The sequence below is a fragment of the Kitasatospora sp. NPDC057904 genome (assembly GCF_042887925.1).
GTDB lineage: Bacteria > Actinomycetota > Actinomycetes > Streptomycetales > Streptomycetaceae > Kitasatospora.
In genome coordinates, this window is record NZ_JBHVOL010000002.1 from 53,736 (window position 1) to 67,621 (window position 13,886).

Sequence of the window (13,886 nt, forward strand, 5' to 3'; positions counted from 1 at the left end):
TGGCCCGCGGCCGCTGCGACGGGAAGGCCCGGGCCCGAGGTGGAGACGCCTGGGAAATTCCCACCGCTGTGAACTGGACCGTGGGACGCCGCCAGGCGTCGACGGAGACGGAGCCGGCGCCGCGTCAGGCCCGGCGCAGGGCGGGCTCCAGGTCCGTCGGTGCGGGCCGGTAGCCCAGGTGGGTGCGGGCGGCCGTGAGGTCGAGGGTGCGTTCGTGGGCCAGGTGGCGGACGGCGTAGACGGTCAGGCGGGGGCGGCGTGCGGATCCGGTGGTGCGGGCCAGGAGTTCGGCGGTGCGGGCCAGCGGGAGGGCGAGGGCGAGCGGGAGGTGGACGGGTGCGGCCGGGAGGCCGTGGGCGGTGAGGACCTGGCGCAGCACGTCGTCCAGTACGACCGGGTCGCGGTCGGTGATGTTGAAGGTGCCGGACGCCCGGCCCCCGGCGGCGAGCAGGCAGGCGTCGACGAGGTTCGCCACGCTGGTCAGGCTCAGCCGCTGCCTGCCGTCGCCGATCGCGAACAGCCGCGGCCCGTACGGGGTCCGGCGCACCGCCTGGAGGACGCGCGGCAGCAGGGTGGTGTCCCCGGGGCCGTAGACGGCGTGCGGGCGCAGGATCACCGCGTCGGGGCGGGCCCGGCGCACCTTCTCCTCCGCCAGCGCCTTGGAGCGCCCGTAGGCGTCGGTGTGGCGGACGGTGGCGGCCTCGTCCTCGCGGGCCATGACGGTGGGCCGGCGCGGGTCGTAGACGCTCGCGGTCGACACGTGCACGAATCGTGCCGCCTCGGGGAAGGCGGCCAGCACTCCCCCGGTGGCCAGCACGTTGCCGCGGTGGAAGGCCTCGGGGCGGGCCCAGTCGGTGGCCAGGCCCGCGCAGTGGATCACCGCGTCGGGGTGGGTGAACGGGGCGGGCAGGGCCGGGCGGGCGGCGGGGTCCGCCAGGTCCCAGGGGAGGTAGGGCGCGCCGCCGATCAGGTCGGCGGGGACGGTGGGGCGCCGTCCCAGCGCCAGCACCTGGTGCCCGGCGGCCGTTGCGGCGCGGCACAGGGCGCTGCCGACGAAGCCGCTGGCCCCGGTGACGACGGTGATCACGGCGTCTCCTTCGTGGCCTTCGTGCGTTTCGTAGTCTTCGTGGCCTTCGTGGCCTTCAGGTCCTTCGTGACCAGCGCGCGCAGTCGTTCGCGGTCGGGTTTCTCGGTCCGTCCCCGTCGGGGGATCGCCGGGAGGAAGTGGATCCGGTCCGGCAGTGCCGCGTGGTCGATCGTGCGGGGCAGGTGGCGTTGCAGGGAGCGCAGGAGTTCGGCTTGCGGGAGCGAGCCGTCCGGGCACACGGCCAGCACCACCGCCTCGTCGGCGGTGTGCGGGTCGGGGACGCCCACGATGACGGCTTCGGCGATGCCCGGGAGGGCGGCGATCGCGGGTTCGTACAGGCCCGGGTAGAGGTTGAAGGAGCCGCGGATGAGCATGTCCTTGGTCCGGCCGAGCAGCACGATCCGGCCGTCGGCGTCGATCCGGGCCCGGTCGCCGGTGTTGAGCTCGCCGATCGGCCCGTCGCCGAGGTAGCCGATCGCCAGGTGGGGGCCGCGCAGCAGGAGTTCGCCCTCGTCGTTGAGGCGTGCCGTGACTCCGGGCAGGGGGTGGCCGGCCAGGTCGCCGTGGGGTGCGTGGCCGAGCTTCTCCTCTCCCCCGGTCACGGCGATCGGCAGCATCTCGGTCGCGCCGTAGATCACCGCGGTCCGGGCCGAGGGGAGCGCCTCGCGCAGGCGGCGCAGGATCGGGGGCGGCACGGGGGCGGCGCCGAGCAGCACCGTGCCCAGGGTGTCGGGGAGGCGGCCGGCGTCGAGCAGCCGGGCCAGGGACGCCGGGGTGGCGAAGGTGTGGGTGGCCCGGCGGCGCCGCAGGTCCCGCAGGAACCGCTTGGGACGTACGGGCAGGGGCGCCGTCGACCAGGTGGCGCCGGCGGCGAGGAAGGCGAAGGCCATCATCAGCTGTTCGGAGTGCACGACCACCGGGGCGGGGGCGGTGGTCAGGCCCAGGCTCTCGCCGAGCAGGTCGGCGCCGGCGAGCAGCGTGGCCTGGCTGTGCACCACCGCGCGGGGGCGGGCGGTGGTGCCGGAGGTGAACACGACCAGGGCCGGGCGGTCCGGGTCCCCCGCGGGGGCGGTGTCCGCGGGAGACGCGGGGGCGGCGTTCCCGGGGGACGCGGGTGCGGGTGTGGTGTGCGCCAGGGTGGCGGCGGGGATCGCGTCCGGGGGCAGGCCCGGCAGGCGCGGGCCGGTGTGGAGCAGGCGCAGGGCCGGGTCGGCGAGCGCGGGCAGGTTCAGGCCGAGGCGGCGCAGCAGGGTGCGTCCCGTGGTGCGGGCGGCGAGCGCGCAGAGCCAGGATTCGGCGGCCAGCCAGCGCGGTGCGGTGAGGCGTTCGGTGACGAGCCGTCCTCGTGCGGCGTCGAGTTCGGCGCCCGCGCCGGGGTCGGCCACCACGACGGCGGCGCCCGCCGTCATGACGGCCAGGCCGAGCACCAGGGCGTCCCGGCCGGGGCGGACCGCGAACATCACGGTGTCGCCGGCGGACATGCCCGCGGCGCGCAGTCCGCTCGCGGTGGCGGCGACCTGCCGGGCGAGTTCGGCGTAGGTGAGTGTGCCGTGTGCGTCGAGCAGGGCGGCCGTGTCGGGTGTGCGGCGCGCGTGGTCCGCGATCCGGCCGGCCAGTCCGGTGCCTGCGGTGTTCGGCGTGCCGTTCATGAGGTGGTCAGTTCCGTTCTCGTCCGGTCCGTGCGCCGTCGGGGAGCGGTCGCTTGCGCGGCCGACACCTCCAGGCGCGCGTAGGTGGGGATCAGCACCCGCCGTTTGGCCCGGCGCCGCACGATGGTCCCGGCTCCCGCCGTCAGGAGCGCCTGAAGCAGCACCCGTATCTCGGCCAGGGCGAGCGGTGCGCCGATGCAGTAGTGCGGCCCGGCCCCGAACCACAGGCGCTTGGGATCGTGCGCCGGACAGCGACCCAGTGCCGCAGCCCGGTCGAACGGCCCCGCGGCCAGGTCGCACCGTGCGGTGGCGATGAGCACCCGGTCCCCCTCGCGCACCTCCGTCGTGCCGAGGCGGCCGGGCCGAGCGGCCCGGCGCAGCATCGCCGGGCTCGGGGTGATCACCCGCATCGCCTCGTCGATCGCGGGGTCGAGCGCCGCGCCGCCCGTCTCCAGGTCGGCCCGTAGCGCGGGCAGGAGCCCGGAGTCGTGCCAGAGCGCGAAGACCCGGGGCACGGTCGTCGCCACGGTCTCCGTCCCGGTGAGCAGGAACGCCGCCGCCAGCCCGAGCGCCTGTTCCCGGTCGAGCCCGTGGGCGCGCAGCCGTCCCATCATCGAGCCCGGCTCCGCACGGTCGTGGGCCTCGCCGCGGTCGTACGCCTCGCCGGCTGCCGCCGTCAGTCCGGACAGGACGGCCTTGGCCTTGGTGACTTGACGAGGCGTCAGCTCCTTGGTGCGGAGCCCGACCATCCGGACGATGCGCTCGCCGCGCTCGAACACCTCCGCGCCCGCGGCGTCGGCCACTCCCAGCAGTTCGCCGATCACCGTGCCGGCGGCGGTCCTGGTCAGGGCAACCAGGTCCACCGCGCCGCCCGCGGCCAGCCGGTCGGTGGCCTCGCGCAGCACCGGTGCGAGGACGCGGGTGCACAGCTCGGTGGCCTGGGCCCGGGTGAACAGGCCGGCCAGCGCGGCCCGCAGCCGCCGGTGCTCCTCGCCCTCCATGTTCAGGAGTACGGCCGGGCCCAGGACCGGCGTCCACAGCGCGCCCGAGGAGCCAGGGCCGTCCTTGCGGAACCCCTCGTGGTCGAGCAGCACCTGCCGGGCCAGGCCGGGGTCGCCGACCACGATCCCGATCCCCGGTACCCGCACGGCGGGGCCCCGCCGGGTGACGGCCGTGATGAACGGGTACGCCAGCGGGTGGGCGGCCAGTTGCACCCGCCGTTCCCAGAGGTGTTCGCGGCGCTTCACCGGATGTCGACCACGTCGGGGCGGTAGCGGTGGTCCGCGTACCAGGCCAGGGTGTTGCGCAGGCCGAAGGCGCGCAGGCGCCGCACCGAGCCGTAGACCCGCATGCCGGGGACCTGGCCGTAGGCGGTGGTGAGTTCGCGCACCCGGTTGACCAGGGCGCGGTCCTCGTGCACCTCCTCGATCGCGGTGCGCGGGAAGCCGCCGCTGCGCTCGTAGAGGTCGGCGGTGATGGCCAGGTTGCAGCCGGGGCACATCAGGTACGGGCCGAGGTAGCGCGGGTCGCGGTTGCCGGGCCGGAACCTGCCGAACCGGGCCGCCAGCGCGACCACCGCCGGCAGCAGCCGGCTCTCCCACAGCTTGAGCCGGAACTCGTCGGTGCGCGGGAGGAGTTGACCGGTGACCAGCTCCAGTCCGCCGGCCAGGCCGCGGCGGACGGCGGCCGTCCAGCCGGGCACCGGGAGGCAGTCGGCGTCGGTGCGGGCCAGGTACCGGGCGCCGGCGTCGATCGCGAACCGCATCCCGGTGTCGGCCGCCGCGCCGGTGCCCTTGCGCGCCTCGGTGATCAGGTGCAGCGGGAAGTCCGCGGTGAGCGCGAACTCCCGGACCACCTCGGCGGTCCGGTCGGTCGAGGTGTTGTCCACCACCACGCACGCGAAGTCCGCGTCGGTCTGGGCCGCGAGCGCGCGCAACGTGGCCGGCAGCGAGGCCTCCTCGTTGTAGGCGGGCACGACCACCCACAGGTCGGTCACTGGTGTTCCCTCACATCCGGGCCCACGGTGGGGCCCACGATCGAGCTCGTGATCGAGCTCGTGGTCGGGCTCGTGGTCGGGCTCGTAGTCGAGCCCGTAGTCGAGCCCGCGATCGGGCCTACGGGCGGGCTCACAGCCGAGCCCACAGCCCGGCTCACAGCTGCGCAAAGACGACGCCGAGCGAGACCCCGCCGGCCAGGCCGATCAGCGCCACCCGGTCGCCGGGCCCGCAGCGGCCCTGCTCCAGGGCCCGGGCGAGCTGGAACGGCAGCGAGGCCGAGGCGAGGTTGCCGTGCCCGGGCAGCACCGGCACCAGTGGTCCGGTGGTCAGGCCGGTCCTGCGCAGGAAGGCCTCCAGCAGCGGGACGGTCACCTGGTGCACCGCCACCACCGCGAAGTCCGCCCAGGTCAGGCCGTGTTCGGCCAGCGCCCGGTGGATCAGCTCGGGGCCGAGCGCCTCGAAGGCCGCGTGCAGCCGCGCTCCGTCCATCCGGAAGTAGCCCGCCTCCGGGTCCCGCGGGTGCGCGGTGCCGCCGCCGGGCAGGGTGCCGACCTCCCAGGCCGAGGAGTCCGCGGTGAAGGCCCGGTGGAAGATCCCGTCCGGTGCCGCTCCCGCCTCCAGCAGCACGGCCGCGCCGCTGTCGGACAGGGTGTAGCCGGGGAACGACTCGGCGAACTGGCCCCGGTCCCGGACCGACCAGCGGACCGCCCGCGACGGCAGCTCCCCGGTGCAGACCAGGACCCTGCGGTACTGCCGGGCGGCGATCAGCGCCTCGGCGACCTGGATCCCGTTGAGCACGCTGTTGCAGGCGTTCTTCACGTCGAACACCGGGCAGCGCGCCCCGATCTTCGACGCCAGGATGTGCGCGGTGGCGGGCTCGACCATGTCCTGCGAGGCGCTGGCGAAGATCAGCAGGTCGAGGTCCCGCGCGTCGAGGCCGGCGTCGGCCAGCAGCTTCCGGGCGGCCGCCGCGGCCAGGTCGGAGGCCTGCCAGTCGTCGGGGGCGACGTGCCGTGCGGCGATTCCGGTGACCGCCTCGATCAGCCCGGGGCGCGGCCGGTAGGGGCCGCTGTCGGCGATCCGCTGCTCCACCTCGCGCGAGGTGAGCGATTGCTCCGGCAGGTGCACCGCCACCGCGGCGATCACCGCGCGCACCCCGCCGCCTTGCCCGACCAACTGTCCGCTGCCCTCCGACACGTGCTCAAGCCTCCCCCGAGCCGCCCGATCATACGATGAACCCTGACGTGACCAGGCACGGTACGGTTCCCCGCACGGACATTCGAGACGGCAGCGGGGGCGGGGCGGCGATGGGCGCGACGACGGCACGACGGCACGAGAGCGGACTGCTGTGGGCCAGCCGGCCCGCCCTGTGGACGCTGACCAGGATCACCATGTCCCGGCCCTTCGGACCGATCCGGCGGGTACCCCGGCTGGGCTGGGTGGCGAGCGACCCCACCCTGATCCGGGCCGTGCTCAACGACCACCAGCACTTCACCCTGCTCGGCGAGGGCGGCGTGGGCCACCTGTGGGAGCAGGTCCTCGGACCGTACGTCACCCGCCTGTTCGACGGCCCCGGCCACGCGGACCTGCGCCGGCGCGCCCGGGACCTGTTCACCGAGGACAACTCCGCCGCCCTGGTCGAACGGGCCGCCGGGCCGGTCTACGCCGACGTCACGGCGCGGCTGGCCGCCGGGGACCGGGTCGACGTGGCCGCGGCCGCCCGGCTCGTCGTCGGCCGCCTGATGGCCGACCTGCTCGGCCTGCAGATCCCCCCGGACAGCCCCGACTCCGCGTACCTGGACACCTTCGCCGCCGGCGAGCGGCTGGCCGCCCTCGCACTCGACACGGCCGCCTCGACCGAACTGCCGCCCGAGCGGATCGAAGCGGCCAAGGAGATCGTCGCGTCACTGACCAGCGGCGTCCCGGCGGCCTACGCCGGCGCCGACCCCGACACCCTGCTCGGCCGCTGCCGCGAGGCCGGGATCACGCTGGAGGAGGCCAGCGGCCTCGCCTCGCTGCTGCTCGTCGCGGGCACCGAGACCGCCGCCAGCGCGATGGCCCGCACGATCGCGCTGATCCACGACACCGGACAGCAGGAACCGCTGCTCGCCGACCCCGGGCTGGTCGGCGACGCGGTGCGCGAGGGACTGCGCGTCACCACGCCCGCGCCGGTGATCGGACGGCACGTCAGCGCGGACGTCACCGTGGCCGGCCGCCGCCTGCGCAAGGACGAGCGGATCCTCCTCGTCACCTACGCCGCCGACAACCTGGCCGGCGGCTTCGACCTGGCACGCCCGTACGACCCGCGCTCGCGCCAGCTCTGGTTCGGCGCCGGCCGGCACCTGTGCCTCGGCGCGCCCGTCGCCCGCGCCGAGATCGCCCGGATGGTCACGGCGGTCCGCGCGCCGGGACGCCCCTACCGGATCGTCTCGCGCAGCTACGCCCGGAAGGTGATGATCCCCTCCTACGCCTCGCTCGTCATCGAACTCGACCGCTGACGAACGGCCGGGCAGGCCGGGCGACCGGCATCCGCCGGCCGGCTCGTCGCAGGTCAGCTGTAGTGAGCGAACACCCGGTCCCTCTCCGTCTCCCAGCTCCAGCCCGGCTCGTCCCCTCGCCGGAACGGCGCCGTCCTGGCGAGCACCTCGAACTGTCCGGACGGTCGCCGGTTCTGCTTGTTCACGACGATCGCGGTCAGCATGACCGGGACGCCCCTGTCGGCCTCGACCCGGCACGCGGCCTCCAGGAGGTTGCTCATCAGCGTGCCCCGGGGCGGGACCGAGAAGCCCGCGTCCCGCAGCGACTCGCTCAGCGCGCCGTAGCAGTCGGTGCGGCCTTCGACCGCCCAGCCCTTGACGATCTCGACCATGCTGTCCCGGGCCGCGCACCAGGCGTCGGATCCGTGCTTCAGCCGGGGGAATTGAGTGTTGGTCATCCCCGTATGGCAGCACAGGATCGGCACGCGGCGGAAGGGCTCCGGCCGAGAGCGGGCGCAAGGACAGGGGGCCTGGTCCTCCAGGGCGTGGTGACCGATGATCGGGGCATGCGTTCACGGGAGCAGCAGGATGCCGAGACCCGTCCCGACCGGACCGCGCCCGCCGCGGCGCGTCCGGCCGACGCCGCCGCCGCTGGTGCGGCCGTGCCCCGCAGAGCGCGCGTGTCCCCCGGAACCGCGGGGACGGTCGGGCCGGCCGGGTCCGGCGGCCGGGGGCCCGCGGGGCGGCTGCTCGCGATGCAGCGCGCGGTCGGCAACGCCGCCGTCGGCCGGGCGCTGGAGCGGCAGGCGGGACGCCACGCGCACGGCCCGTCCGGCGGTCACGACGAGTGCGCGCCGGTGCAGCGCTCGTCCGTGCCGGACGTGCTGCGCACCGCCGGGCGGCCGCTGGACGGGACGGTCCGCGCGGAGATGGAGGCGCGGCTGGACGCCGACTTCTCCGACGTGCGGCTGCACACCGGGCCGGCCGCCCAGCGTTCGGCGGCCGAGGTGGGGGCCCGCGCCTACACCTCCGGCAGCCACGTCGTCATCGGCGCCGGCGGTGCGGACCGGCACACCCTGGCCCACGAGTTGACGCACGTCATCCAGCAGCGCCAGGGGCCGGTGGCGGGTACCGACAACGGCTCGGGGCTCAGCGTCTCGGACCCCTCCGACCGCTTCGAACGCGCGGCGGAGGCCAACACCCGCCGCGCCCTGGCCACCCCCGTGCCCGCCGTGCCCGCGCCCGCGTCCGCTGGGACGGCACCCGTGCAGCGGGCGGCCCCCGCCCGTGCCCGTGCCCGCGCCGGCTCCGGCGGGAAGAGCGTCGTCCAGCGCCTCGGCGACGGTCAGGCGCCCTTCGACCACGCCCAGTACTACGCGAAGACGGGCTGGCAGGCGGCGGCCGAGAAGTTCGAGCAGCGGCTGGGCGCGTACGCCTTCGGGCATCCGAGGGCGCTCGCCGCCGCGCGCAAGACCGTGAACCGGCTGAAGCAACTGCTCATCGCCTACGCCGGCCAGGAGCACAAGGACCCGGCGCTCGCCAACAAGTCGTTCTTCAAGGACGACCGGACGAGCGCCGGGCAGGTGGGCGAGGGGATGACCACCGCCCAGATCAAGGACTTCTTCTCCCGGGACGGCAACGTCCGCGAACTGGTCACGGCCGTCTACAACGCCGCCTACTACAACAAGGGGGCGGAGCTCTCGCTCAAGGACGTCCTCAACGGCATCATCGGGCCCAGGCCGCAGCTCGCGGCGACCCTCGGCATGAACAAGGAGGACCTGAAGAAGCACTCCGCGTTCCTCAACGGCTGGTCCCGGCCGCCGCTGTGGGCCGCGGCGAGCCTCGCGGGCAAGGGCTACAACTACGAGAAGGACCCGTACGCGCTGGGCAACCTGCTGTGGCAGTCCGACCCCGAGACCTTCGCCGGCGACACCCTGGAGATGATCGACAGCCAGGGGCCGCGCAAGGAGCGCAGCGAGGCCGACAAGGAGGCCAACCGCAAGACCCCGCGCGACTACGCCGACCGCGGCGCCCCGCTCAGCGCGCGGGAACTGGCGTTCGCCGGCAAGCCCGGCCCGGACGACAAGCTGCCCTGGAACGAGGGCGCCGCCTACTGGGAGATCCAGCAGAACGAGTCCTGGCCGAAGGCGAACGCCGCGCGCGGCATCCCGGTCGTCGCCGGCATGTCCGGGACCACGACCCGGATGCTCAAGACCTTCCAGTGGATCAACGTGCCTGGGGTGGACGTCTTCGACTACCGGATGGCCCTGATGGGCTGGATGCTGCCGTCCTGGGACCACTCGCTCTACGAGATCCTCCGCGGCTCCTGGGCGGCCGGGGTCAAGGGGCCCGGCGAGTCCGCGCTCCGGGCGGGCAAGGGCGCGGCGCTGATGTACCAGCACATCGCGCCCTTCACGGAGGAGGAACTGCGGCAGAACGTCTGCGTCGACGGGCAGTTCCCGCACGAGCTGATGTACCTCGCCGAAGCCAACAAGCCCCGCACGACCGACCCGGCGGCGAGCGGCTTCATGGAGCCCGGCCAGCCCGCGGCCGCCCAAGTAGCGGGCCAGTACGGCGCCTTCGTGGCGGGCGACACCGCGCCCACCCCGCGCATCGCCCAGTGGAAGGCGGACAACGCCGGCGCCTCCACCGAGGCCGTCGCGAAGAGTTTCAAGGAGGCCCACGCGACCGCGCTGATGGCGTACACCGGCGGCGCGCACCAGATGATCAACTCGGTGGTGCGCAGCCGGCTGCTGCCCGAGGGGTACGCGCCGTACGGGACCGTCGGCGCGGCCACCGCGGGCGCCGAGGCCCTCTCCCTGCGGCAGATCAAGGGCCAGCTCAGGTGGGCGGCCCAGAACAGCCACAACCAGGAGGCGGTGCCCACCCTGGACGAGGACCCGGTGATCAGGCCGCAGCTCACGGCCGCGCGGGGCATGGACCCGGTCGCCAAGAAGGCGGCGATGGCCGTCATCGACGCGCGGATCGAGGTCCTCGCACCGGTGCTCTTCGAGGAGCTCAAGGCGCACGCCGACATGACGATGGAGGCGCTGAACCGGCTGCCGCCCGTCACCGGCACGGTCTTCCGCGGTGACTGGAACGTCGGCGGGGACGAGTCGCCCTACCGGCTCGGCAAGCAGGCCGCGCTGAACTACCGGCCGGGCTCCGTCTTCACGAGTTCCTTCGACAGCACCAGCAGGGAGGAGTCTGTGGGGCTGGACTTCATGCGCGGGCAGAAGGTCTCCGGCACGGCGACGCACCGGATCCTCCTGGAGCTGACGCTCACCGGGAAGTACGGCCGCGACATCGACCCGTTCCACCAGTACCAGGGCACCGAGGCGGAGGTCCTGCTCATGCCGGGGGCGACGTTCCGGGTGGACCGGAGCGAGTGGCGCCGGGACCCCGGCCACGACCCGGCGAACGGCGGCAGCGACTGGTACGAGCACGTCCGGGCGACGGAGGTGTGAGCGCGGGCGCGGGGTCCCTGTGCCGCCCTCCCCGAGCGGGGCGGGTCAGGCGGCCTTGGGAAAGTCCTTGCGCTTGATCTTGGCGCGGCGCCCGTCGGGGTGGTGGAAGACGATGCCTTCCGCGAGCGCGCCCGGGGTGTAGCGGCTCTCCATCTCGGCCAGGTAGTCGCGCAGGCCCGCGTAGGTCCGGGGCACGTCCTGGTAGACCGGCACCTGGAGGTTGAAGGGGACGCAGTGGTGCTCGGTCACACCGAGCGGGTTGCCCTGGATGCGGGGGCCGAGGGCCTCGCAGGAGTGCTCGCCGTCGGGCCAGGCGGTGGTGTCGGTGGCGTGGGCGGCGGCGAGGATCCACTTGTCCTCGGCGGCCTGCTCGTCGGTGTCGACGTACCAGCCGTCCCGGATGCCCTGCTGCTTCTGGGCCTTCGTCGGGTTGCGGCGCTTCTCCACCCGGACCAGCCGTCCGGCGCGGACGGTGAGGCGGACGTTGGTGCCGTCCAGCTTCTCGGTCGGCACCCCCTCGCCCTCGAAGACCCACGCGCATTCGGCGCGGGGCCGGTCGACGACGCGGAAGGCGTCGTCCCGGTCGAACAGCGTCGGGATCTTCTCCATGACCTGGATGCCCTTTCTGACGTGGCCCAGCAGTTCCTCGTGTGTGATCGCCCCGGCGGCCAGACCGCCCGCGAGCGCGCGGACGAGGTCGGCGACCGAGACCTCCGCCTCGACCGCCACGTGCTTGAGGGCCTTCTTCTCCTCGGGCGACACCCAGGCGACCAGCCGTGACCACCCCTCGGGGGGAGTCCACCGCGCCAGCTGCGCGGGGTCCTTCCGGGGGCGGCCGCGCTTCTTGACCTCGTCCATGCCAGGAGACCCTAGGGACGGCACTGAGGTTGTGTCAATTGGCATAACAGAAAATCGGCGGCACCGGGCGGGCGGGGCGGCCGGCGCGAAGGCGCGGGAGGCCGCCGTCCCGTCGTGGGGCGGCGGCCTCCCGGGTGGGGGCGCAGGGGGCTCAGCGCATGGACACCGCGTCCACGTAGACGGAGGACTGGCCGGTCGCCCCGTCGGCCGGGACGAAGTCGACGCCGATTTCGCAGACCCTGGTGAGGTCGGGGACGGCGGCCAGGTTGAAGGACAGCCGGGTGCCGTCGGCGTCGACCGGGTAGGTGCCGCTGTCGTACCAGTCGCAGCCGGCACCGGCCTTCACGTACAGCTTGGCCTTGGTGCCCGCGGCCTGGTTGCCCCAGGGGGCGGTGCGGGCGGTCGCGGTGAGGGTGAGGTTGCCGGTCAGGTCGGCCGGGGTGGCGTAGTGGCGCAGCAGGAAGGCCTCGCCGCTCTCCAGTTGGACGTCGGCCTTGAGGGAGTGGGTGCCCTGGGCGGCCCACTCGGTGACCGGCCAGGGGCCGTTCTTGATCCGCCAGGCGCCCCAGCCGTCGGGTCCGGTCTCGAAGTCGCCGAGGGTGCTCGCCGGGGTGGTGGCGGTCAGGTTGTCGATGTACACCGAGCTCTGGCCGGAGGCGCCCGGCGCGGGGGCGAAGCGGACCCCGATCTCCTCGACGTCGGCGAGGTCGGTCACGCCCGCGAGCGACATGGTCAGCACGGCGCCGTCCGGGCCGACCACGGTGGAACCGCTGTCGTACCAGGTCCTGTTGGCGCCGGTGCACAGGTAGAGCTTGGCGGTCGTGCCGGCGGCCTGGTTGCCCCAGGGGGCGGTGCGGGCGTCGACGGAGAGCGTGCTGTAGGCGCTGAGGTCCTGGCGGGCGACCTTGTTGAGGTAGGTCTCCGGGCGGGTCAGGTCGACGTCGGCCTTGAGGGAGTGACTCTGCTGGGAGGCCCACTCGTCCACCGTCCAGGGCCCGTTCAGGGTCTGCCAGCCGCCCCAGCCGTCCGGGCCGTTCTCGAAGCCCTCCAGCACGGCACCCGGTGCCGGCGGGCGCGGCGGCCCGGCCGGGTCGGTCGTGGCGGACGGGTCGATCCCGCCCAGGTTGAGCGTCCACCGGTCGTTCATCAGTGCCGGGGCGCCGAGTTGCACCGTGGGGCTCCACTTGTCGTTCCAGGCCAGGAAGTAGGTGGTGGCCGGGAACCGGGTGCGGATCGCGTCGGCCCAGCGGCCGTAGTCGTAAGCGGCGGGCGCGGGCACGTGGGTGGCGGGGTCGTTCGGCGGGCCGATCTCGGCGAAGGCGAACGGCTTGTGCAGCGCGGTCAGTTCGCCGTAGCCCTGGGCGGCGGCCGGGTCGGTCGGGTAGCAGTCGAGGCCGACCACGTCGGTGTAGGCGTCGCCGGGGTAGTACGCGGCGCGGTCGCCGGCGCCGCAGAGCGGGGAGTAGACCCAGAGCAGGTTGTGCAGGCCCTTGGCCTGGGTGAGGTAGCGGTAGGTGTACTGCCAGGCGGAAACGTAGGCGGCCCGGTCCTGGCCGCTCCACCAGAAGGCGCCCGCGCCGGAGGTGTTCATCTCGTGGAACGGGCGGAACAGGACGGGGACGCCGGCGCCGTTCAGGTCGGCGAGGCCGGTGGCGATCCTGTCGAGGGTCTGCTGCCAGGCGGCACCGACGGTGGTGGCGGGGTCGGTGAGCTGCTGGAAGCCGTCCAGGTGGGTGTAGAGGCCCTGGAGTCCCGGCTGGACCGGGTTCGGCGCGTGGACGCCGACGGAGACCAGGCCTCCCCTGGCCGACCAGTTCTTCAGGTCGGCGTTGCAGGAGGAGTCGATGGTCGAGCTGCCGTTCGAGCCGTAGTCGCAGGCGATCAGCCCGGGGTACTGGCCGGTCTGGGTCTTCAGGTCCTCGGTCTGGTTGAGCGAGAAGGCGGAGCCGCTGTAGCCGGCGAACAGGCCGGAGACCACCCGGTTGCCGGCCCGGCCCGGCAGGTGCGACAGCCAGTCGAGCACCCGGCCGGTGGCCGCGGTGGCCTGGGGATCGGATGGGGTGGCGGCTGCGGCCGTGGCGGCTGCGGCTGCGGTAGTGGCGGCGGCGGTCGGAGCGGCCGGGGCCGCTCCGACCAGGGGAGCCAGCAGGAGTGCCGATATCAGGGCGGCACGAGCTTTCTGAAGCATGATCAGACCGTAGCGTGATCCGCTTCCGCGGCCGCCCGGGCCCGGACGCGGGGTTCGGCTCCTACCGCGACTCCCCCGCCCCCGCCCCGCAGTCCTCCTCGACACCGCCATCACGTGACGGGGCCGCGCCCGGGTGCGGGCACGGCCCCGGTGTGCCGGTCGG

At 74.3% G+C, this 13,886-nt stretch carries 10 protein-coding genes; 2 read left to right on the top strand and 8 right to left on the bottom strand.

Features of this window, described 5'->3' with window-relative positions; all coding sequences use genetic code 11:
* Positions 1-124: 124 nt before the first annotated feature.
* From ACFVSN_RS05785 to ACFVSN_RS05805, 5 genes are all read right to left on the bottom strand, one after another.
* A complete protein-coding gene (locus tag ACFVSN_RS05785) occupies positions 125-1,087 on the bottom strand; it encodes an NAD-dependent epimerase/dehydratase family protein (protein WP_387599238.1) in 963 nt (320 codons plus the stop codon).
* Positions 1,084-2,736, bottom strand: a complete 1,653-nt coding sequence (locus ACFVSN_RS05790) for a class I adenylate-forming enzyme family protein (RefSeq protein WP_387599240.1) — start codon at positions 2,734-2,736, stop codon at positions 1,084-1,086. The genes ACFVSN_RS05785 and ACFVSN_RS05790 overlap by 4 nt, the downstream gene beginning before the upstream one ends.
* Positions 2,733-3,983 (bottom strand): cytochrome P450, encoded by a 1,251-nt coding sequence (locus ACFVSN_RS05795; RefSeq protein ID WP_387599243.1) that lies wholly within the window; start codon positions 3,981-3,983, stop codon positions 2,733-2,735. Before ACFVSN_RS05795 ends, ACFVSN_RS05790 begins: the two co-directional genes overlap by 4 nt.
* Positions 3,980-4,732 (bottom strand): glycosyltransferase family 2 protein, encoded by a 753-nt coding sequence (locus tag ACFVSN_RS05800; protein WP_380498695.1) that lies wholly within the window; start codon positions 4,730-4,732, stop codon positions 3,980-3,982. The genes ACFVSN_RS05795 and ACFVSN_RS05800 overlap by 4 nt, the downstream gene beginning before the upstream one ends.
* Positions 4,733-4,886: 154 nt before the next feature.
* Complete coding sequence (locus ACFVSN_RS05805) at positions 4,887-5,930, bottom strand: 3-oxoacyl-ACP synthase III family protein (protein ID WP_387599245.1); 1,044 nt, start codon at positions 5,928-5,930, stop codon at positions 4,887-4,889.
* A gap of 47 nt (positions 5,931-5,977) precedes the next feature.
* On the opposite strand from ACFVSN_RS05805, the gene ACFVSN_RS05810 reads away from it, so the two are divergent.
* Positions 5,978-7,231 (top strand): cytochrome P450, encoded by a 1,254-nt coding sequence (locus ACFVSN_RS05810; RefSeq protein ID WP_387599248.1) that lies wholly within the window; start codon positions 5,978-5,980, stop codon positions 7,229-7,231.
* Positions 7,232-7,284: 53 nt separating this feature from the next.
* Here the strand turns inward: ACFVSN_RS05810 and ACFVSN_RS05815 are convergent, their stop codons facing one another.
* Positions 7,285-7,668, bottom strand: a complete 384-nt coding sequence (locus ACFVSN_RS05815) for a hypothetical protein (RefSeq protein ID WP_387599250.1) — start codon at positions 7,666-7,668, stop codon at positions 7,285-7,287.
* Positions 7,669-7,776: 108 nt separating this feature from the next.
* On the opposite strand from ACFVSN_RS05815, the gene ACFVSN_RS05820 reads away from it, so the two are divergent.
* Positions 7,777-10,677, top strand: coding sequence for a DUF4157 domain-containing protein (locus ACFVSN_RS05820; protein WP_387953770.1), 2,901 nt, complete (start codon positions 7,777-7,779; stop codon positions 10,675-10,677).
* Positions 10,678-10,722: 45 nt separating this feature from the next.
* On the opposite strand, the gene ACFVSN_RS05825 is transcribed toward ACFVSN_RS05820, so the two are convergent.
* Both ACFVSN_RS05825 and ACFVSN_RS05830 read right to left on the bottom strand, forming a co-directional pair.
* On the bottom strand, positions 10,723-11,535 hold the full coding sequence (locus ACFVSN_RS05825) for a hypothetical protein (protein ID WP_380498704.1): 813 nt from the start codon (positions 11,533-11,535) through the stop codon (positions 10,723-10,725).
* 151 nt (positions 11,536-11,686) lie between these two features.
* A complete protein-coding gene (locus ACFVSN_RS05830) occupies positions 11,687-13,723 on the bottom strand; it encodes a glycosyl hydrolase (protein ID WP_387953772.1) in 2,037 nt (678 codons plus the stop codon).
* Between the last annotated feature and the right edge of the window lie 163 nt (positions 13,724-13,886).